Source organism: Bifidobacterium sp. LH_230 (assembly GCF_056357555.1).
Map to the genome: position 1 here is coordinate 45,579 of NZ_JBKEWJ010000007.1, position 20,420 is coordinate 65,998.

The following is a 20,420-nucleotide window of genomic DNA, read 5'->3' on the forward strand; positions in this document are numbered from 1 at the left end:
GTTATGGTCATCTCGGAATGACACATGTATGACTTGAGATTAAGGAGATTTTGTGATGCAACCAACCGAAACCACCCAATCCGCATCGGTCCATAACCGTTCGTTTACGGCCGCGTTGCCGTCGGTGAGATTCCAGACCGCCGCCGCGATCGTCGCCGTCGTGACTGCCGTCGCCCTGCCGCAGGTGTTCCATGTCGCCGGCGCGGCGCTCGGCCTCGGCACGATGGTCGGCCAGACCCTGCTGCCGATGCACCTGCCGGTCCTGCTGGTCGGCCTGTTGGCCGGCCCGTTCGCGGGACTGGCGACCGGTGTTCTAGCGCCGATCGTGAGCTTCCTGCTCACCGGCATGCCGATGGCCCCGATGGTCCCGTTCATGGTGATCGAACTCGCCGCATACGGCCTGTTCGCAGGACTCCTGCGCGGTATGCGGCTACCGGCCGCCGTGCCGTCGCCGCTCGGCTGGCTCGTCAAGTTGGTCGGCGCGCAGGTCGCGGGGCGAATCGTCGACGCGCTCGCGATCGTCGTGGCCGTCTCGCTGCTCGGCAATACGACGATGACCGTCGCGTCCGTGGTCGCCGCGGTGGTGACCGGACTGCCGGGACTCGTGCTGCAATGGGTGCTCGTGCCCGTGATCATGACCGCAGTGGACCGTCACCGCGACTGAGTGGCCGCGCTGAGTGCTGCGATTGACTGTTTGACTGAACGGGTCGGCTTCTCGGTAAGGGAGCCGACCCGTTCGATTGCCGCGGTTGTGCTGTGCTGACTTGACGGTTATGCCGTGTGCAGATGTGCGGCAGGAAAGGATGATTGATTCGTATGACCGATGTCGATTCGATTGCGGTGCATGATGATGACGACGATCTCAGCCGCGCGAAGGCCATGCTGTTGGCCGATGATTCGCTCGGTTGCGCGGCCTGCCGCACCGGCGAGGATGGACGGACGACGACACTGACCGGCACCGGTCGCGGCGTGCGCCCACTGCTGCAATGGCTGGCGGCTGGGCAGCGATTGGACGGATTCGCCGCCGCCGACCGCGTGGTCGGCAAAGGCGCGGCGCTGCTGTACGCGCGGCTCGGTGCGCGTGCCGTCTACGCACAGACCATGAGCGAGACCGGTCTGACGGCGCTACAAGCCAACGGCATCGACGCCAGCTACGGCGCGCTCGTGCCGCGCATCCTCAACCGCGCCAAAACCGGCCTGTGCCCGATCGAGCAATCCGTCGCCGCCATCGACGACCCGGCCGTCGCCGAACCCGCCATCCGCGCCGCCGTCGCCCATCTCATGCGCCGCTAATTTCAATCTGAAGGCTCATCCCCAGTTTGCGTGATGTTGTGGATGGTATCTCTGGGATGCTGGCGGGAACATCACGCAGATATAGCTGCTGGCGTGATATTCGAGCTACTATCGGGTGACTAATAGCAGTTTTGTCACGCAAACAGGTGGGTTTGCGTGATGTTTTGGTTATTATCCGGTGGCTGCTAGCGGAAATACCACGCGAAATAGATTACTGGCGTGATGTTTTGGATAGTGTCTGCGGATGCTAGCGGGAATATCACGTCAGAGGTACCGGCATGCGGAAAGGCGGCGGCGTCCGGACGCTCGCGGCACGGCTGCTGTCGTGGTGATCGCTTAAGATTATGCGTTGCTGTGTCGAGAGGCGGGTCGCCGCATAAACCGGTCTCTCCGAGGGTCCAGCCGGACGGCCTCGCGCCAAGCGCAAGAGCCAGTCTTCCGGCGGATTGACAGGCTTCCCGAGGGCAAACCCGAGGGAGAAACGATTCGGTCGCCGATCGCTGGCGGGTGAGCGCGCAACACGCGCCCGCAACCGCGCAACATGCGAGGCAGACCCTGACTGTGGCTGATATGCGGCAGCGACTAAGGAATGAACATGGCTAACGCTATTGACGCTTTCGACGCCAAGCACCTCAAGCCGGCCGAGGAGATCCCGGCCTTCCGTCCCGGCGACACCGTCGACGTGAACGTGAAGATCAAGGAAGGCAACAACTCCCGTATCCAGACCTTCACCGGCGTGGTGATCGCCCGTCACGGTGCTGGTGTGCACGAGACCTTCATCGTCCGCAAGATCAGCTTCGGCACCGGTGTGGAGCGCCGCTTCCCGGTGCACTCCCCGTCCATCGACTCCATCAAGCTGGTTCGTCGTGGTCGCGTGCGTCGCGCCAAGCTGTACTACCTGCGCTCCCTGCGCGGCAAGGCCGCTCGTATCGTCGAGCGCCGCGACAACTCCGCCAAGTGAGTCTGATCGCATAAGACAGCATCTGCAGCCCGGTACCGTTCGTCGGTGCCGGGCTGTCGCGTATTCATCGCCTACAATAAGCCCACGAGACACGCCATGAACGATGACGAACGACCCGGCAAGGAGGAGCGCCGCATGCAGTCGAACGACCAACACACGCTGATGGTGGCCGACCACGGCATCGACCCCGCGCCTATGCCCGATCCCGGCCGACGCAACGGTGGCAACGGTGCCGCAAACGCCGCGAATGCCGCCGATCGAACCGCCCGCAACGCGTTCTGGCGCGACATCATCGTCTGGTGCGGCATCCCCATCGTCGTCGTGCTGTTCGTACGCATCTTCCTCATCGGCTGCTACGTCATCCCCTCCGGCTCGATGCTGAACACCATCGCGCCCGGCGACAAAGTGGTCACCGTCAAAACCGCGCCGTGGTACTCCCAACTCGAACGCGGCGACATCGTCGTGTTCAAAGACCCCGCGAACTGGCTGCCGAACGAGGAGAGCCGCGGACTCGGCGGCGACTATCTCATCAAACGACTCATCGGCCTGCCCGGCGACGTGGTCGAATGTGCCGGCAAAGGCCAGCCGATCACCGTCAACGGCACGCCGATCGACGAAAGCGCGTACCTGCGCGCCGGCGTCGATCCGAGCGCGTTCCCGTTCCGCGTCGAAGTCACCGCCGGCCACGCGTTCGTCATGGGAGACAACCGCGCCAACTCCGCCGATTCCCGCTACCATCAGGACGACGGCGAACACGGCCTCGTGCCAATCAATGACATCGTCGGCGTCGCCTTCGCCCGCTACTGGCCGATCACCCGCATCAGCACGCTCGACGCGCACCACGATGTCTTCGCTGGCGTAGCCGACGCGGCTGCTGCTGCGGCGGACGGTGCGAGCGGTGCGAATAATGTGACTGATGCCGACACGAACGGAAAGGAATGAGGATGGCGATCACCGAAGTGCCGACGCTTGACTTGGAACGCGAACTGGCCAGGCAGGGAGCCGATCTGATCATCGGATTCGACGAGGTCGGCCGCGGTGCGCTCGCAGGTCCGGTCATGGTCGGTGCGGCCGCGATCTGGGCGAAGGATCTGCCGACGCTGGATGTGCCGGATGGCGTCGCCGATTCCAAAATGCTCACCGAACACCGCCGCGAGACGATCGTCGACTCGCTCAAGTCGTGGTGCGCGGCGTACGCGATCGGGCAGGCCAGCAACCGCGAGATCGACGAGTGGGGCATCGGCTACGCGCTCGGCGTCGCCGCGCTGCGGGCCATCGACGATCTCGAACAGACGCTCGGCATCGCAAGTCGGCCTAGTGGCGAGCCGCCGGTCACGGTCGCCGGCATCCTCGACGGCCCATACGACTACATCACCAAGGCGCTCGGCACGTTCGATGCGCCCGCCGTGTCGGTTCCCGCGACGATCACGACCAAGGTCAAGGGCGACCGTCACTGCGCCACCGTCGCGACCGCCGCGGTCATCGCCAAAGTCACGCGTGACCGGCTCATGGTCGACCTCGCGCACGGCGATCCGCAGTACGCGCCGTACGCGTGGGATCACAACAAGGGGTACGGTTCCGCCGCGCACCGCGCCGCCATCGCGGAGTATGGGCCGTCCGATCTGCATCGCGTCAGCTGGAACCTCGCGTGATCGGTCGGGAGGATTTCTCCGCTCGCTGCGCTCGGTCGAAATGACAGGTGGGGATGAAGCGGGCGCGATGCAGCGTCTCGCAAGGTGATACCGGACGGCGAATCTCACGCGTCGCGTGTACATTGTGAGCGTTCTCACCGTGTTGCGTCCGGCAACGCGGTATGCTGAAATCCAGCACAGCAGCGTGACATGCGGGGAGGTTTTGACGTATGGGAAGCAGCCGGGGCAGCAAGCGTCCGTCAATGTTCGAGGTCGCCAAACTGGCGGGGGTGAGCCATCAGACCGTCTCACGCGTGATCAACAACTCGCCCGACGTCTCCGACGCGACTCGCGCCAAGGTCCAGGCCGCGATCAAGCAGCTCGACTATCATCCCAGCAACTCCGCGCGCGCCCTCGCGTCCCGCCGCTCGCGCACGATCGGCCTGATCGCCGGCGGCATGCGCTTCTTCGGCCCGATTTCGGCCATCTCCTCGATCGAGAACGTCGCGCGGCAGCACGGCCTGTTCATGTCGGTGATGATGGTGCACGAGGCCCTGTGCACGCAGCGAGAGTTCGAGGAGCTGTGCGGCACGTTCAACGAGCAGAACGTGGACGCGTTCATCTTCCTGACCCCGACCGACGTGATGTTCGAGGCGGCATGCCGCACGCAGGTCAACCAGCCGCGAGTGTTCCTCACCTCGACGCACGGCTCGCTCAGCATCAGCGAAGGGCAGCGGCTGATCCGTTCGCGCGACCACGGCAAGGTGTCGATGATGGGACTCGACCAGTGGGGCGCGATGGAGGAGGTCGTGCGGCTGCTGGGGGAGTACGGACACCGTCGCGCGCTGTATTTCGCAGGTCCCGGCGAATGGCGCGACGCGGCGACGCGACTGGACGCGTGGGTGAAGCTGACCCGCGCGAAGTCGATCAGTTCGGTCACCGTGCGCTGCGAGACGTGGGATTCGTCCGAGGCATACGCGCGGATGAACCATGTGCTCGACCAGATCGGCCAGTCGGGCGGCGTGCTGCCGTCGGTGGTCGTGTGCGCGAACGACAGCCAGGCGGTCGGCGTGGCGCGTGCGCTGCACGAGCACGACGTGCGCATCCCGCAGGACGTGAGTCTGGTCGGATTCGACGACATGCCGGCGATGGACAACATGTATCCGCCTCTGACGACCGTGCGTCCCGACTTCGAACAGCTCGGCTCGATGGCGATGCGTGAGGTGCTGCATCTGCTGGGCGCGGGCGACGAGGTCGCGTTCGCGTCGTCGTCGCACGGCGTGGGACTGGTGCCGGCGAAGGTGATCAACCGGTCGTCGCTCGGGCCGGCCGCGCGGCGATAGACGGGATTGAGTCGGTGTGGCTATGCCGTCGGTTCGGCTGAGGCCGTCCGATGATTCCGTCATTTCGAGCGAGGCGAAGCCGAGTCGAGAAATCTTCTGGATGATTGCGGTATAAGACCGTCCGATAGTCGGCTATCAAGCTCAGATCAGTCAACACATCACGACACGGCGGGGTTGTGCTTTGTCGTGAGTCACGATAAAATCGTGAACGTTAACAGTGAGCGCTAACAATTCCCCGAAGAGGCGGATTCCGGCGCTAGGCACAAGGAGATCGAAAGTATGGCAACCAACGACAGCGATCAGGTCGCGACCATCGCCGAGAAAATCCGCGCGGGCAAGACCTCGCTCGGCATCGAATTCGGCTCCACCCGCATCAAGGCCGTGCTGATCGACGACACGTACGCCACCATCGCGTCCGGCGACTACAGCTGGGCCAGCCACCTGGAGAACGGCCTGTGGAGCTACTCGCTCGAGGAGATCTGGAAGGGCGTGCAGACCGCCTACGCCACGATGGCCAACGACGTGCACACCGCCTACGGCGAAAAGCTCACCAAGATCGGCCACATCGGCTTCTCCGCCATGATGCACGGCTACCTCGCCTTCGACAAGGACGGCGAGCTGCTCGTGCCGTTCCGCACCTGGCAGAACACCAACACGCACGAGGCGCACGAGAAGCTCTCCGAGCTGTTCCAGTACAACATCCCCGAACGCTGGTCCATCGCGCACCTATATCAGGCCGTCCTCAACAAGGAGGAGCACGTCTCCAAGGTCGCGTACTTCACCACGCTGGCCGGCTATGTGCACTGGAAGCTCACCGGCGAAAAGGTGCTCGGCGTCGGCGACGCCTCCGGCATGTTCCCGATCGACCCGACCACCCACACCTACGAGACCTCGTTCATCGAGCAGTTCGACGCGCTGCCCGAAGTCGCCGCGCAGCCGTGGAAGCTCGAGAACCTGCTGCCGACCCCGCTCGTCGCGGGCACCCCGGCCGGCAAGCTCACCGAGGCCGGCGCCCTGCTGCTCGACCCGAGCGGCACCCTCAAGCCCGGCATCACGCTGGCCCCGCCGGAAGGCGACGCGGGCACCGGCATGGTCGCCACCAACTCCGTGCGCGTGCGCACCGGCAACGTCTCCGCCGGCACCTCGATCTTCGCGATGGTCGTCCTCGAGCACAAGCTCGAGCGCCTGCACCCGGAAGTCGACCTCGTCACCACCCCGGCCGGCGACCTCGCGGGCATGAGCCACGCCAACAACTTCACCTCCGACCTCAACGCGTGGGTCGGCCTGTTCGGCCAGTTCGCCGAGGCGCTCGGCACGCCGGTCGACGCGGGCACGCTGTACGGCACGCTGTTCCGCACCGCGATCTCCGACGACGCCGACCGCAACTGCGGCGGCCTCATCAACTATCCGTTCCGCTCCGGCGAGTTCCTCGCTGGCCTCGAGGAGGGCCGCCCGTTGTTCGCCCGTAGCCCCGAGGCCCACATGAACCTCGCGAACTTCATGCGCGCCCAGCTGTTCAGCGCGTTCAGCCCGGTCAAGATCGGCATGGACGTGATGACTAAGGACGAGCATGTGCAGATCGACTCGCTCGTCGGCCACGGCGGCATCTTCGCCACCCCGAAGGTCGCGCAGAAGATCCTCGCCGCCGCGTTCAACACGCCGATCAAGGTCATGGCCACCGCGTCGGAAGGTGGCGCATGGGGCATGGCCGTGCTCGCCGACTACCTGTGGCATGCGAACGAGGATCGCACCAACCTCGCGGACTACCTCGACGGCCGCGTGTTCAAGGATGCGTCCTCCGTCACCGAGGTGCCGGACGCGCGCGACGTCGTCGGCTTCGAGGACTTCTTCGGCCGCTTCACCAAGGGCCTGCCGATCGAGCACGCTGCGGTCGCCGCGATCCCGCTGGAAGACTGAGTATCGCCGCGCTTCGCGCGATGCTTTGTTGACGGCGGTCTGCGACCGCGACGCTCCCTCAGTCAGCTTCGCTGACAGCTCCCTCAGCCGAGGGAGCCGAGGCTCCGCCAGCCTCACAAAACTTCATACACGTCAATCATTTGCAACGAAAGGAACAACCAAATGGCAACTCTGGCTGATTACGGTCCGGAAGTCCGCGCCGAAGTCAAGCGGGTGCGCGAGGTCGTCGCCACCCTGCACGAGCAGCTCATCAAGTGGAACCTCGTCGTGTGGACCGCCGGCAACGTCTCCCAGCGTCTGCACACCGCCGACCTCATGGTCATCAAGCCGTCCGGCGTGCGCTACGAGTACCTGACCCCGGGCTCCATGGTCGTGTGCGACCTCGACGGCAACGTCGTCGACGGCACCGAGGCCCCGTCCTCCGACACCGCGTCCCACGCGTACATCTACCGCCACATGCCGAACGTCTACGGCGTCGTGCACACCCACTCCACCTACGCCACCGCTTGGGCGGCCACCGGCCAGAACATCCCGTGCGGCCTGACCATGATGGGCGACGAGTTCGGCGGCCCGGTGCCGGTCGGCCCGTTCCGCCTCATCGGATCCGAGGCCATCGGCGAAGGCGTCGTCGAGACGCTCAAGAAGTACCCGAAGTCCCCGGCCGTCCTCATGCAGAACCACGGTCCGTTCACCATCGGCAAGGACGCGGAAGCCGCCGTCAAGGCCGCCGCCATGACCGAGGAAGTCGCGCACACCATGTGGGCCGCCAAGCAGCTCGGCGACATCATCGAGATCCCGCAGGCCGACATCGACAAGCTGAACGACCGCTACCAGAACGTCTACGGCCAGCACTGACGTGTGACGGCGAAGCCGTCCCCGGCTCCCTCGGCTGAGGGAGCTGTCAGCGAAGCTGACTGAGGGAGCGTACACCCAACCACGCGATGACAGGTGTGGACTATCCCTCAGCCTCGCTTCGCTCGACAACTTCCCCGATAAGGGGAGCCCAAAAATATCAAACTGTTCCACAAAGAAGTACAAAAGGAGCCTGATATGGCATTCGAAAACCCCTTCGAGGGCAAGGAAATCTGGTTCGGCGTCGGTTCGCAGGACCTCTACGGTGAGGAAGCGCTCCGCCAGGTCGCCATCCACGCCAACGAAATGGTCGACTACCTGAACAAGACCGGCAAGATCCCGGCCAAGATCGTTTTGAAGCCGACCCTGAAGTCCTCCGACGGCGTCAAGCAGTTCATGGTCGAGGCGTCCGCCAACCCGAACGTCATCGGCGTCATCACCTGGTGCCACACCTTCTCCCCGGCCAAGATGTGGATTCGCGGTCTCGAAGTGCTGACCAAGCCGCTGCTGCAGCTGGCCACCCAGCACCACAAGGAGATCCCGTGGGAGACCATCGACATGGACTTCATGAACCTGAACCAGGCCGCCCACGGCGACCGTGAGTTCGGCTACATCGTCTCCCGCCTCGGCATCAAGCGCAAGATCGTCGTCGGCCACTACACCGACCCGGAGGTCGCCGAGAAGGTCGGCACTTGGGCCCGCGCCTGCGCCGGCTGGGACGCCTCCAACAACATGAAGGTCATGCGCTGGGGCGACAACATGCGCAACGTCGCCGTCACCGAAGGCGACAAGACCGAGGCCGAGCGCGTGTTCGGCGCCTCCATCAACACCTGGGCCGTCAACGAGCTCGTTGCCGCATACGAGGCCGTCAAGGACGATCAGGTCAAGGGCATTATCGAGGACTACAAGGCCAAGTACGACATCGACCCGGCCCTGCTCGACGCCAAGTACGACTCCCTGTTCATCGCCGCCAAGGAAGAGGCCGCGATGGTCAACATGATGCGCGAGAACGGCTGCACCGCCGGCGTCGACAACTTCGAGGACCTCGGCGCCCTGCCGCAGCTGCCGGGCGTCGGCCCGCAGCGCTTCCCGTCCGAGTATGGCTGGGGCTTCTCCGCCGAAGGCGACTGGAAGACCTCCGTGCTCGTGCGCATCGGCGCCGTGATGGGCTACGGCCTCGAGGGCGGCGCCTCCCTCATGGAGGACTACTCCTACAACTTCACCGAGGGCGACGAGCTCGACATGGGCTCCCACATGCTCGAGGTTTCCCCGGCCATCGGCACCATCGCCAAGCCGAAGCTGGAGATCCACCCGCTCGGCATCGGCGGCAAGGCCGACCCGGTGCGTCTGGTCTTCTCCGGCAAGCCGAAGAAGGACGCGGTCGTCGTCTCCATGTCCGACGTGCGCGAGCGCTTCCGCCTGCTCATGGACGTCGTCGACGTCGTCGAGCCGCAGGGCTCCCTCAAGGAGCTGCCGTGCGCCCGCGCCGTCTGGAAGCCGCAGCCGAGCCTGAAGACCGCCGTCCAGTGCTGGATCACCGCCGGCGGTTCGCACCACACCTGCATGACCACCTCCGTCGGTCGTGAGGCGTGGGAGGACTTCGCCCGCATCGCCGGCGTCGAGCTCGCCGTCATCGACGACAAGACCGACGCCCGCCAGTTCGAGAAGGAACTGGAGCTTTCCGAGATGTACCACCGTCTCGACAACCGTCACTGATTGATCGTCGGTGATTGACAGGGCCGTTCGGCACGCAAGTGCCGGGCGGCCTTTGTCGTATGCGCGGCCAGTATCTACCGGTCGTTAGACTGTCGCGTATGGCAGTGACGAAACAGGGCGGGGCCAAGCGCGTGCGTAAGACGCCGGGGGAGCGGCGGCGCGAGATCGTCGATGCGGCGGTGCGGCTGATCGGCGAGAAGGGGTATTACGGCACGTCGCTGCGCGAGATCGCGGACGCGGTGGGCATGAGCCAGCCCGGTCTGCTGCATTACGTCGGCACCAAGGAGGGGTTGCTGTCGATGCTCGTCACCGACGCGTACGACGCCACCGGCACGATCGACGACTTCATGAAAACCGGTCTGCCCGGCAGCGACCCGGACAACCTGCTGTTCCCTTCATACCTGCGTTATCTCGTGCGCCACAACGCGCAGCGCGTCGAGCTCATGCGCCTGTACATGGTGCTCGAAACCGAGGCGTTCAGCCCCGGTCATCCGCTGCACGACTATTTCGAACGCCGACCGGATTCGACATGGGAGTACTACAGCGAATACTCGTGGCGCATTCCGCCGCAGATGGGTCAATGGCACGAGTCGATGCGCCCGGTCGTGCGCCAGTGCATCGAGGCGATGGACGGCGTGCAGCTGCGGTTCATGCGTCGCCCGCCGATCGACCTGTACGACGAATGGCTGGTGTTCGAGCGCATGATCTTCCCTTCACCGCTCTGGGATCGTTATCGCTGAGTGCATTCGTGCGTGTTTCGGTTGCGTATGGTTGCGTTATCAGTATACTAGAAGTTATCTAATAACTATTAGATATCATAATTGATGTACTGCCAATACACAAGACATCATCGTTCGGTACGCGCGGAGGAACGCCGGCCGAACGCAGCGCAAAGGAGCAGACGTGGGCAAGCAGACCGTGGATCGTTTCCTGTTCGGAGCGGCCTATTACGACGAATACATGCCGAAGGACCTCGATCGTATCGACACCGATATGGCGATGATGAACCATATCGGCGTCAACGTCATCCGCATCGCGGAATCGACGTGGAGCACCTGCGAGCCGCAGCCGGGCGTCTTCGACTTCTCTCATGTCGACCGAGCGTTAGATAGCGCGCGCCGCCACGGCATCAACGTCATCATCGGCACGCCCACCTACGCCGTGCCGACCTGGCTCGTGCGCATGCACCCCGACGTGCTCGCCGTCACCCCGAACGGTCCCGGCAAATACGGCCCGCGTCAGATCATGGACATCGTCAACGGCTCCTACCGCTACTATGCCGAGCGCGTCATCCGCAAGCTCATCGCGCACGTCGCCGACCATCCGGCCGTCATCGGCTATCAGGTCGACAACGAAACCAAGTACTACGACTGCGTCAGCCAGGACATGCAGTCGCTGTTCGTCAAGTACCTTCGCGGCAAGTTCCACGACGACCTCGACGAACTCAACGCGCACTTCGGGCTTGACTACTGGTCGAACCGCATCAACGCGTGGGAGGACTTCCCCGATGTGACCAACACGATCAACCAGTCGCTGCGCGGCGAATTCGACCGTTTCCGCCGTGCGCAGGTCACCGAGTTCCTCGACTGGCAGGCGTCGATCGTGCGCGAATACGCGCGCGACGACCAGTTCGTCACGCAGAACTTCGACTTCGGCTGGAAAGGCGGCTCCTACGGCATCCAGCTGGCCGTCGACCACTTCACGGCGGCCCGCACGCTCGACATCGCCGGCTGCGACATCTACCACCCCACGCAGGACGACCTGACCGGCAAGGAGATCGCGTTCGGCGGCGACCTCACCCGCTCGCTCAAGAACGGCGCGAACTACCTCGTGCTCGAAACCGAGGCGCAGGGCAACCACGGCTGGCTGCCGTTCCCCGGGCAGATGCGGCTGCAAGCGTATTCACACCTTGCATCCGGCGCGGACATGGTCGAATACTGGCACTGGCATTCGATCCACAACTCGTTCGAGACGTATTGGAAGGGATTGCTGAGCCACGATCTCGAGCCGAACCCGACCTACGAGGAGGCGGGCGTGTTCGGGCGCGAGATCGCACGGCCTGAGATCGGCGAACGTTTGCTGCACTTGCGCAAGCACAATCGCGTCGCACTCATGGTGTCGAACGAGGCGCTGAGCGCGCTCGAGGGATTCCGTATCGGCAGCGGCACACGCTGGGGCGGCGGCGCGGACTACAACGACGTGGTGCGGCGCATCTACGACGCACTGTTCGAGCTCAACGTCGAATGCGATATCCTGCCGGCCGATGCGCCGGCCGAACGACTGGCCGCATATGCGGTGATCGTGACGCCCGCGTTGTACTGCGCGTCCGACGAGACGATCACGCGGCTGCGCGAGTACGTGGCGGACGGCGGACACCTGATCTCGACGCTGCGCTCGTTCGTCGCCGACGAGGAGACGACCGTATGGCACGATCGTGCGCCGCACCGGCTGACTGATGTGTTCGGCATGAGCTACAACCAGTTCACGCCGCCGAAGGGACGCGTACCGGTCGTGTTCGGGGACGGTTCGGACGCTGCTGGCGAAGGCGGGGCGCTCGCCGGACTGCCGGCCGCGCAGGCCGACACGCTGATCGAGCTGCTCAAGCCGAACGGATCGACCGTGTTCTCGGCCGAGAACGGGTTCGACGGTGCCGATGGCGGTGACACTGCCGGTTCGTCGGGCGCGCAGGTGCTTGCACGCTACGGGCACTATGCGTGGGCCGATTATGCGGCGATCACCCGTCACGCGTTCGGCAAGGGTAGTGCCGAATGGATCGGCACCGTGCTCGACCCGGATACGACGCGTGCCGTGATGCGCGAGGCATTGGATGCTGCAGGTGTGACAACGCTGTGCGTGACGGCGGCTGCCGGCGATGCCGTCGGCGTTGCGGGTGCTGACGCCGAGGATGCCGGTGTGGCGCATGATGTTTCCGCCGATGCATGCGGATGCGGGGCTGCCGACGAGGAGGCTGTTGCGGGAGTTTCGAGTGCCGTGGCTCCTTCTGCGGTCACGGTGCGTCAAGGGGTGAACGCCCGTGGCGAGACGGTGACCTATCTGCTCAACTACTCCGCCGGTCCGGTGTCGTTCGCCAGCCCGGTTTCCGGCGAAGTGGTCGTCGCGCCGAAGGTCATCGCCACCAACGGGCTGGTCGACGAATCCGCCACCGCCGCGCTCGCCTTGCACGAGGGCTATCGTGTCGCGGCCGGAGACACTCTCGCCTTGCCCCGCTGGAATCTCGCCGTCATCGCCGGCTGATGCGGCTTCGCGGGGCATCTTGCGGGATGCTTCCGGAACTTGCCCCGCTGAGGGTGGTCTGAGCGGGGCAACTCCATAATCTCTTCCGGGAGCTGCCCCGCTGTGAGGTGGTTAAGCGGGGCAACTCCGTGAATGTTCCCGGGAATCGCCTCGCTACAGGTACGTTAAACGGGGCTCTTCCCTGATCTCTCCCGGAATCGCCCCGCTGAGGGTGGTCTGAACGGGGCAACTCCATAATCTCTTCCGGACCCTGCCTCGCTGAGATCCAATAGCGGGGCGATCCTCGTGTTCTTCGGCGACTTGCCCCGTTGAGGGCGGTATGGGCGAGGCCGCTCATGGAAGTGGCGGGCTTATCGCCCCGCTTAATCACAATGGCAGGGCCGTTCCCATATTGCTTCATGGTGTTGCCTCGCTGCGGGATGCTTGCCGGGACGGTTCTCCGAGAATGTCTGTGACTTGCCTCGCTTCGAGGGGACGAGCGAGGCGGTTTCATGATCCTTTCCGTAAGTTGCCCTGCTTGCCGGGTGCCCAACGGGGCAATCCCCTGATCTCTCCCGGAATCACCCCTCTGAGGGTGGTTTGAGCGGGGCAACTCCATAATCTCTTCCGGAACTTGCCCCGCTCAGGCCAGAGGCAGTTTCAGCAGCACGGTCCAAGAGGAGACGTCGTGTTCGGCGGTGAATTCGCCGCCGAGTGCCGTGGCGAGGCGGCGGCATCGATCAAGCCCGGTGCCGCCGCTGAGCGCGTCGGACATGCGGATTGCGGCGTCGCCGTCATGCGCGCTGACGGTTGAGCCGTCGCTGAGTGAGGAGAGGCCATCGCCGGATGAAGTCACGTCACCCGCGACCGGATACCGCACCCCGTTGGACGCGGACAATGTGGCCAGCCCGGTCGCAAGCGTGATCGCGATACAGTACCCGGCCGCCGGGTCGGCGTATTTCATCATGTTGCCGACGATCTCGCGCAGAATGTCGAGCAGCGCGTCCCTGCGTTCGGCCGTGCATTGGCATGACGGTTCGCCGCCGCCGATGATGATGTCGCCGGCCAGCCCGTTCGCTCGCAATCGTTCGGCGTATGTTCCCGCAATCGTATGCAGTTCGTCCGCGGTGATGGAGGCGAGACGGGCCGGCGCTGGATGAGGAGCCGGAACGGAATCGTCGGCGTCGGTCCGGGATACGTTCGTTCGGTTGGCGGTTCGGCCGTTATCCCGATCCAATCCCGCGATCAATGTGCGAACCTTGGCAAGGGACTCCTGTGCAGTCCGCTCGATCAGCGCAATGATATGCGCATCATCTCCGTTGCCTCCGCCGACTGACCCGGGTGCATACGCTTGACCGCTGTCTGCGCCGGTTGACTGAGAAGCATGCGTCTGGCTGTCGCCGGCGGAACCGATGACCGGTTCGCCTGTCGCATTGACGGGCGAGCCACCGTCGTCAGCAGAAACCGGCTGCTCCGACGCCGACTGAAGCTGTCGGGCGAGCAGCACGATCGTGGTCAGATCGTTGGCGACCGAATGATGCAGTTGCGTGGCGAGTTCCTGATCGGCTATCCGCCGCACCAGTTCGGCCCGCCGCTGTTCCTCGATCTCCTGACGTTCCCGCCAGCTCATCATCGAGCCGAGCCACAACGCGACCATCAGAAACGCGGCGGTCGCGCATACGATCGCGAACACCGACGAATCCCATGGATACAGCCATATGCGCGCAGCCGTCGCCGCTTCCGCCACAACCGCCGCGAGCAGCGCCATACCGATATTGAGATACGCCATGATCGTGACGGCCATCAGCAGACAGAACAGCACCGCAAACGGCGTCGTTTCCGGCATCACGCAACGTGCGAGCCACAGCGCGACGACCGCCCAGCCACCGAGACGCGGCAGCAGCGCCATGAACAGTCCGGCGACGACCGTCAGCAGGGCGATCAGCAGCGCGGCGTCGCCGGCTTCCCCGACCGCATACAGATACGCGGTCTCGATCACCGCCGGCGCGGACGCGCATGCCAGCAGCACGCGTGTCCGCCCGTCCCAAAGCAAACGTTTGCTATCAGATCGTCCATCCATCGCGTCACATCCTCAGATAACGGCGGCACAGGGCGACTGCCTCGTCGCGATCACGGGCGTGCAGTTTCTCGCGTACGCGCGCGACCTGCGAGAAGATCGTGCCTTTGGAGATGCCGAGTTCGACGGCGATCTCGTCGGTCGACCGGCCGTCGGCATACATGCGCATGATCGCGGCTTGTTGCGCGGACAATGCGAACGATCGCTCCGGTTGCGTGGATTGCGCGGGAGAGGAACGATCCGGTGAAGTTCGTGCAAGAGCGGCGGGCGCGTTGGCTTGCGACATACGGGAAGACTGTTCTGACGCGGATGCCGCGTTCGTCTGACGGGCCGGCTTGGGACCGGCGACAATTGCGGATTGACGGCTTGCCGAAAGCCTGCGAACGGTTGCCGTGATCGCGGCGATATCATCCTTGCTGATCACTGCGACCGCACCGGCGGCGATCGCGGCATCCCGATAGACGGTCGGATCGTAGGCGGTCACACCGATCATCGGCAGGTCCGGCGCCCACTTGCGCACGGCCTGGCACACGTCGATGCCGGTCATGTCGGACAAGGCCATGTCGACCAGCAGCGTGTCCGGCCGATCCTGCGCACGTATGCATCGCTGAATCGCGGCCGCACCCAGCTGCGCCGTCCATATCACGGTGAAACCGGCGCGCGTCAGCAGCGACGACAACGCCATCAACGCCATACGGTCGTTGTCCACTATCGCGATCGAAACCGATCGACGCCGCACATTCCGCTCCATGCCGTCCAGTCTAAACTCGCGTGGCTCGCAACCGGGCATTGCCGTCATGCTGCGCATGTCATGCGTCATATCTCATCGAGGGAATGCGGCGGTGTCGTCCGGCGCGCAACGGCAACGATCGGCCGCATGAGAGGGCACACGCGGGGCATGTGCGGGTAGACTGAAAACGAATGATCAGAGGGGGCTGTCATGAACGACGAGTCGACATCATCGACGATGAGCGCCCAAGGCGCGCCGTACGAACAACCCGCGGCGGACATGGCAGATGCGACGGCCGCGAACAATACGACGACGGATACGACGGATATGTCCGATACGGCCACCGCGGGCGAGACCGATACGACAACCGATACGGTAGTCGATACGGCACAAATACAGCCGGCCGATGACGCTCGTACGGTCACTGATCGGACCGCAGCGACCGACGCTCCCGCTGCAGACGGCAGGCCGCTCGCCACCCGCAATGTTCCCACGCGCACGGCCGCGATCGTTGCGGCGGTCGCGCTGGTGCTCGGGCTGTGCATCGGCTGGCTCGGCCGCACCGGGGACGTCCAACGATGGGAATCGCAAGCCCAGACCGCCGAGACGGAACTCAAGCAGTACAAGGCCGCAAGCGCCGATGAACAAGGGTCGCTGAAGTCTAAGAACGACGATCTCACCAAGCGGAACAACGAACTGGTCGCGAACAACGACAAGCTGACCGCGACGAACAAGGAACTCACCAAGGAGAACGAACGGCTCAAGTCCGCCGCCTCCACTGAGGCTGACGCAACCAACGGCGCGATGATTCAGGTCGCCGGTTTTTCCGAGGAACTGCCGCGCGAGGGGTCGCATGAGGTGCATTTCGTCGTGCGCAACAACACGCAGGTTTCGTTCGATCAGGCGACGGTGACGTATGTGCTGCGCGACGCGTCGGGCAAACAGGTGGGCGACAACCATTATTCGGTTGGAACGGGAACGCTTGCGCCGGGCGGCATGATGGACACGTATGAGATTCTCCTCGATCAGACGAACACGTCGGGACTGACCGTGGTGCCGGTGCAGTGGGCGGCGTCCGACTCGCAACGCAAGACCTATATCAACGGCACGTACGGGAGCGACGTCAAGACATACGTCATGCAGTGACCGCGGCCATCATCCGCGCGTTGGACGGGCGATGTCATCGTGTCATGCGTCGCATGTCGCGCACTGTCGCGCGATAATGAAACCGACGTACCGTTGCATCATCGGCGCACAACAGCCGATCGACAGCCGCTCCGGCACGCGGCATGATCCAAGGAGGTCATCATGAACCCCACGTCGATGAACAACAGTCCGGACGGTCGGCCATACACCGAAGCGCAGTGCGGCTCGCGGCCTGATCCGCAGCTCCGATCCCAAGCTGGTCCGCAGTCCTCGCCCGGTCCGGCCCGCCGGCCGATGTGGTGGTGGCTGCTCGCCGCGTTCCTCGCGTTCGCGGTGATCGTCACCGGCGCGTTCGTCTGGCAGCGGACCACGCGCGTCACCGCGCAGAAGATCTACGACGAACTCGTCTCGCTCGCCCCGAACGTCACCGAAGACCAGCTGACCGCGCGAGGCTACGTGTACGGCGGTCAGGCCGCATATGGCTGGCATGGCGTCGACGGCGAGGAGTTCCCGCAGTATGCGATGCAGACGGGCGACGATCGCATCGACCGATTCATGAATGACGTGCGCGCCGGCCGCGAGTCCGTGCTGCGACTGGTCGTACGTGGCGTCGGGCCGTTCCGCGAGGGCGACAGCGGTGCCGTCGGCGGTGTGTCGGTGCGCGTGCTGTGGTTCGATCCGAACATCGCCGCCGACTGGGCCGAGAAGGACGATGCCGAGCAACCGGCCACGATCCATCACGACGGCAAAGGGCAGATTCGCGAATGGTGGTGGCGCGACGGCGCGGTCGTCACCTCCGACAAGCGGTTCGCGCGAGGCATCCAGAAAGACGATTCGTCCGGGTACGTGCTCAAGCATCAGCCCGCGATCCCGTCCGATCCCGATTCGCCCGACACCATCATCAGGCAATACGACGAAAGCCTCTATGTCGTCGACATGTCCAGCTACTGATCGGCCGAACGGCTGACTGCCAATCTATCGATCAACATATCAAATCAAACATTCCACACGTCAGCGCAACTGTTCTCGGAAATCAGCCCACTCCTCCGAGAATAGTTGCGCGGAGACGGTGCCAGTGCGACTATTTCCGGAACAATGGGATGATTGCCGAGAACAGTTGCGCTGAGCGGGGGCTGGGGAGGTTGATGCGGACGGGCTTGCCGCAGCGGACGGCCGATGATGGAATGTGGATGCGGAGGTTTGTGGGGACGGCGGACTTGGCTTGCTCTATGGTCTGCGGCTCGCTCGCCGGAATCGTCATGTGACCGGTGACCCCCGATAACCGCGAACGGCCGGTGCCGCCCACCGAATCAGTGAGCGGCACCGGCCGTATACCGTGCCCTGGATCGGATTCGAACCGACGACACCCGCTTTAGGAGAGCGGTGCTCTATCCCCTGAGCTACCAAGGCGCAAATGTCCATTGTACATGGTGGCGGCGGCATTGCGGCGCGCGTGCCGAAATTCGCGAAGGAAGTTGTGGCGGCAATTCGGGAGGACGAGGAACGATCGTGGGGATGATTGGTAATGGTCGCGTGATGGACGCGGCGTTCGCGGCATACGTCCATTACAGTAGTCGCCGTGCATGGGAAGCAAACAAGACAAACCAGAAAGCCGGTTCGGACTGCCGGCCGCAGGCCTGGCCGTAACCCGGAGCCGTCATGGCGTACGCGCGTCGCGGGATGGTTCGCATGGCTGTTCGCCGGAGCGGCCGCGGTGAGCGTGGTCGCGCGCGTGCTGCCGGCCGACATGCAGGCATTGCCGTACATGCCGGTGCTGGTTTCCGTCACGCCGTGGTTTGCGTTGGTTGCGGCGCTGGCGTTGGCGCTGGCGTTGCTGGGGCGGCGTTGGGTCGCCGCGTTGGTCGCGGTGCTGTGCCTTGCGGCGCAGGTGTGGTGGCAGTATCCGTTCTTCCGCGCGTCGCAGACGTTGCCGGCCGAGGCGAGTGCGGCCGTATCGGGCGCTTCTGCGAACACGGGTGACCGGTATGCGCGGGTTATGACGTTCAACGTGTATCAGGGGCGGGCCGATGCCGCGGCCGTGGTCGAGTTGGTGCGCGACCAGCGCGTCGAAGTGCTCGCCTTGCAGGAGACGACCGACGAGTTCGTCTCCGCGCTCGAACAGGCCGGCATCGGCGATTACCTGCCGTATTCGCAGGTCGCGTCCTCGGACGGCAAGTACGGCAACGGATTATGGTCGGCCACGCCGCTTGCGGACCCGGCCGACGACGATGTGAACTCAAGTGCGTCGTTCATGCCGGGCGGCACCGTGACGTTTACTGGAGCGGACGGCTCCGGCGTGCCGATCCGGTTCGTGTCGGTGCACACGACCTCGCCGAAACCCGGATATTGGAAGCAGTGGAAGCGGTCGCTGGATGAGCTGGCGCTGATGCGCTCGCACACGGATACGCAGTACGTGTTCATGGGGGATTTCAACGCGACGTACGATCACGCCCCGTTCCGGCGGTTCCTTGGGGACCGGTTCGCTGATGCGGCCCGGCAGTCAGGGCATGGGTTCACGTTCACGTGGCCGGCGGACCGTGCGTTGGTGCCGCGGTTCGCGGGCATCGACCATATCGTGCTCGACGATGGCATCGTGGCCGGGCAGATGCAGGTCAAGAAGATCGCAGGATCGGATCATGCCGCGCTGCTCGCCACGATTGCGGTGGAGTAGATGGAATAAGTGGGCGATTGCGGATGCTGGTGATGGCGGTCGGGTGATGGTTGCGACGAAGAATTGCCGTCGGAGGGTGTCTGTGGGCGGGATGATGGAAGACAGACGATCTTTGCCGTGAGGGATGGTCTGGAAGTGGGTGATTGCGGACGAGCGATGATGATCGGATGGCTTTTGGCGTGAGAGACGTTTGCAAGTGGGCGTTGACGGACGGAACGATGACGCATGATCGGTTCTTGTCGCAGGGGATGGCCCGTAGGTGGGTGGTTGCGGACTATATGACGCGGCTGTAAGTGGGCGTTTGCGGACGTGGATTGGATAAGTGGGTGTTCGCCTACCATGAAGGCCGGCCGCAAGTGGGTGTTCCCGGACGCTGATTCGGTAAGTGGGTGTTTACCGGCCATGAGCGGACTTCGTAAGTGGGCGAATCCCTACCATGAATATGAAAGTGGGTGTTTGCCTACCACGAAAACCTCGATTTGAAGATTGTCGTGGTAGGCAAACACCCACTTTCTGTTTTTCGCGTCCGGAACCGTCCACTTATAGAAAGAAAGTGGGCGGTTCCGGACGCGAAAAGGATTCAGTTCAGATTGGACTAGGATTTTGTTGGATGTAATGTGATGGGTTTGACGCTCCCCCAGTCGGCTTCGCCGACAGCCCCCTCAGCCGAGGGGGCCGAGAACAAAGACATGTCAGTTTACAGTACCAGGTCGGGCTGCTGAGCCGCTAAGCAAATGCGTAGCGTTTGTAGGCGAAGTGAGCGGCTGTGCCGCGAAGGGTACTCAGTTGAGATTCGACTGGGCTGAGCCGTTAAGCGGACGCGTATCGTTCGCAGACGAGGGGAGCGGC

The 20,420-nt window shown here is 64.0% G+C and carries 16 protein-coding genes and 1 tRNA gene; 14 read left to right on the forward strand and 3 right to left on the reverse strand.

What is annotated here, in order from left to right:
• Positions 1-55: 55 nt before the first annotated feature.
• The 11 genes from AC1A0G_RS04740 to AC1A0G_RS04790 all read left to right on the forward strand — a co-directional run bounded on the left by AC1A0G_RS04740 (position 56) and on the right by AC1A0G_RS04790 (position 12,968).
• Positions 56-664, forward strand: coding sequence for an ECF transporter S component (locus AC1A0G_RS04740; RefSeq protein ID WP_476527933.1), 609 nt, complete (start codon positions 56-58; stop codon positions 662-664).
• 152 nt (positions 665-816) lie between these two features.
• Positions 817-1,293 carry a DUF1893 domain-containing protein gene (locus AC1A0G_RS04745; RefSeq protein WP_476527934.1) on the forward strand — a complete coding sequence of 159 codons (477 nt, stop codon included), beginning with the start codon at positions 817-819 and terminating at the stop codon, positions 1,291-1,293.
• Between the two features lie 595 nt (positions 1,294-1,888).
• On the forward strand, positions 1,889-2,254 hold the full coding sequence (gene rplS, locus AC1A0G_RS04750; RefSeq protein ID WP_219058286.1) for a 50S ribosomal protein L19: 366 nt from the start codon (positions 1,889-1,891) through the stop codon (positions 2,252-2,254).
• 96 nt (positions 2,255-2,350) lie between these two features.
• Entirely contained in the window at positions 2,351-3,196 is an 846-nt protein-coding gene (lepB, locus tag AC1A0G_RS04755) for a signal peptidase I (protein ID WP_476527935.1), read from the forward strand.
• A 2-nt stretch (positions 3,197-3,198) separates the two neighbouring features.
• Entirely contained in the window at positions 3,199-3,906 is a 708-nt protein-coding gene (locus AC1A0G_RS04760; protein ID WP_476527937.1) for a ribonuclease HII, read from the forward strand.
• Between the two features lie 242 nt (positions 3,907-4,148).
• Positions 4,149-5,228 (forward strand): LacI family DNA-binding transcriptional regulator, encoded by a 1,080-nt coding sequence (locus AC1A0G_RS04765; protein WP_476528030.1) that lies wholly within the window; start codon positions 4,149-4,151, stop codon positions 5,226-5,228.
• 279 nt (positions 5,229-5,507) lie between these two features.
• A complete protein-coding gene (locus AC1A0G_RS04770; protein WP_476527938.1) occupies positions 5,508-7,145 on the forward strand; it encodes a xylulokinase in 1,638 nt (545 codons plus the stop codon).
• 162 nt (positions 7,146-7,307) lie between these two features.
• On the forward strand, positions 7,308-8,000 hold the full coding sequence (locus AC1A0G_RS04775; RefSeq protein ID WP_476527940.1) for an L-ribulose-5-phosphate 4-epimerase: 693 nt from the start codon (positions 7,308-7,310) through the stop codon (positions 7,998-8,000).
• 195 nt (positions 8,001-8,195) lie between these two features.
• Positions 8,196-9,713, forward strand: coding sequence for an L-arabinose isomerase (gene araA / locus AC1A0G_RS04780; RefSeq protein ID WP_214372298.1), 1,518 nt, complete (start codon positions 8,196-8,198; stop codon positions 9,711-9,713).
• 98 nt (positions 9,714-9,811) lie between these two features.
• The gene (locus tag AC1A0G_RS04785) at positions 9,812-10,453 is read left to right on the forward strand and encodes a TetR/AcrR family transcriptional regulator (protein ID WP_476527942.1); all 642 of its coding nucleotides are present in this window, start codon (positions 9,812-9,814) and stop codon (positions 10,451-10,453) included.
• Between the two features lie 163 nt (positions 10,454-10,616).
• Entirely contained in the window at positions 10,617-12,968 is a 2,352-nt protein-coding gene (locus AC1A0G_RS04790; protein WP_476527943.1) for a beta-galactosidase, read from the forward strand.
• A 622-nt stretch (positions 12,969-13,590) separates the two neighbouring features.
• On the opposite strand, the gene AC1A0G_RS04795 is transcribed toward AC1A0G_RS04790, so the two are convergent.
• On the reverse strand, positions 13,591-15,027 hold the full coding sequence (locus AC1A0G_RS04795; protein ID WP_476527944.1) for a hypothetical protein: 1,437 nt from the start codon (positions 15,025-15,027) through the stop codon (positions 13,591-13,593).
• 4 nt (positions 15,028-15,031) lie between these two features.
• On the reverse strand, positions 15,032-15,763 hold the full coding sequence (locus AC1A0G_RS04800; RefSeq protein ID WP_476527946.1) for a response regulator: 732 nt from the start codon (positions 15,761-15,763) through the stop codon (positions 15,032-15,034).
• 201 nt (positions 15,764-15,964) lie between these two features.
• Here AC1A0G_RS04800 and AC1A0G_RS04805 point away from each other — a divergent pair, with 201 nt between their 5' ends.
• The gene (locus tag AC1A0G_RS04805) at positions 15,965-16,900 is read left to right on the forward strand and encodes an FxLYD domain-containing protein (protein WP_476527948.1); all 936 of its coding nucleotides are present in this window, start codon (positions 15,965-15,967) and stop codon (positions 16,898-16,900) included.
• Positions 16,901-17,062: 162 nt separating this feature from the next.
• Entirely contained in the window at positions 17,063-17,851 is a 789-nt protein-coding gene (locus AC1A0G_RS04810) for a hypothetical protein (RefSeq protein WP_476527949.1), read from the forward strand.
• 386 nt (positions 17,852-18,237) lie between these two features.
• Here AC1A0G_RS04810 and AC1A0G_RS04815 read toward each other — a convergent pair.
• Positions 18,238-18,310, reverse strand: a tRNA-Arg gene (locus tag AC1A0G_RS04815).
• 169 nt (positions 18,311-18,479) lie between these two features.
• On the opposite strand from AC1A0G_RS04815, the gene AC1A0G_RS04820 reads away from it, so the two are divergent.
• Positions 18,480-19,571, forward strand: coding sequence for an endonuclease/exonuclease/phosphatase family protein (locus tag AC1A0G_RS04820; RefSeq protein ID WP_476527950.1), 1,092 nt, complete (start codon positions 18,480-18,482; stop codon positions 19,569-19,571).
• Positions 19,572-20,420 lie beyond the last annotated feature (849 nt).

Bases quoted from the DNA above. Each gene is read 5' to 3' on its own strand.
- AC1A0G_RS04765 (WP_476528030.1), top strand. From the start codon at position 4,149: ATGTTCGAGGTCGCCAAACTGGCGGGGGTGAGCCATCAGACCGTCTCA.
- AC1A0G_RS04810 (WP_476527949.1), top strand. From the start codon at position 17,063: ATGAACCCCACGTCGATGAACAACAGTCCGGACGGTCGGCCATACACC.
- AC1A0G_RS04785 (WP_476527942.1), top strand. From the start codon at position 9,812: ATGGCAGTGACGAAACAGGGCGGGGCCAAGCGCGTGCGTAAGACGCCG.
- AC1A0G_RS04740 (WP_476527933.1), top strand. From the start codon at position 56: ATGCAACCAACCGAAACCACCCAATCCGCATCGGTCCATAACCGTTCG.
- AC1A0G_RS04770 (WP_476527938.1), top strand. From the start codon at position 5,508: ATGGCAACCAACGACAGCGATCAGGTCGCGACCATCGCCGAGAAAATC.
- AC1A0G_RS04745 (WP_476527934.1), top strand. From the start codon at position 817: ATGACCGATGTCGATTCGATTGCGGTGCATGATGATGACGACGATCTC.
- lepB (WP_476527935.1), top strand. From the start codon at position 2,351: ATGAACGATGACGAACGACCCGGCAAGGAGGAGCGCCGCATGCAGTCG.
- AC1A0G_RS04805 (WP_476527948.1), top strand. From the start codon at position 15,965: ATGAACGACGAGTCGACATCATCGACGATGAGCGCCCAAGGCGCGCCG.
- rplS (WP_219058286.1), top strand. From the start codon at position 1,889: ATGGCTAACGCTATTGACGCTTTCGACGCCAAGCACCTCAAGCCGGCC.
- AC1A0G_RS04775 (WP_476527940.1), top strand. From the start codon at position 7,308: ATGGCAACTCTGGCTGATTACGGTCCGGAAGTCCGCGCCGAAGTCAAG.
- araA (WP_214372298.1), top strand. From the start codon at position 8,196: ATGGCATTCGAAAACCCCTTCGAGGGCAAGGAAATCTGGTTCGGCGTC.
- AC1A0G_RS04760 (WP_476527937.1), top strand. From the start codon at position 3,199: ATGGCGATCACCGAAGTGCCGACGCTTGACTTGGAACGCGAACTGGCC.
- AC1A0G_RS04795 (WP_476527944.1), bottom strand. From the start codon at position 15,027: ATGGATGGACGATCTGATAGCAAACGTTTGCTTTGGGACGGGCGGACA.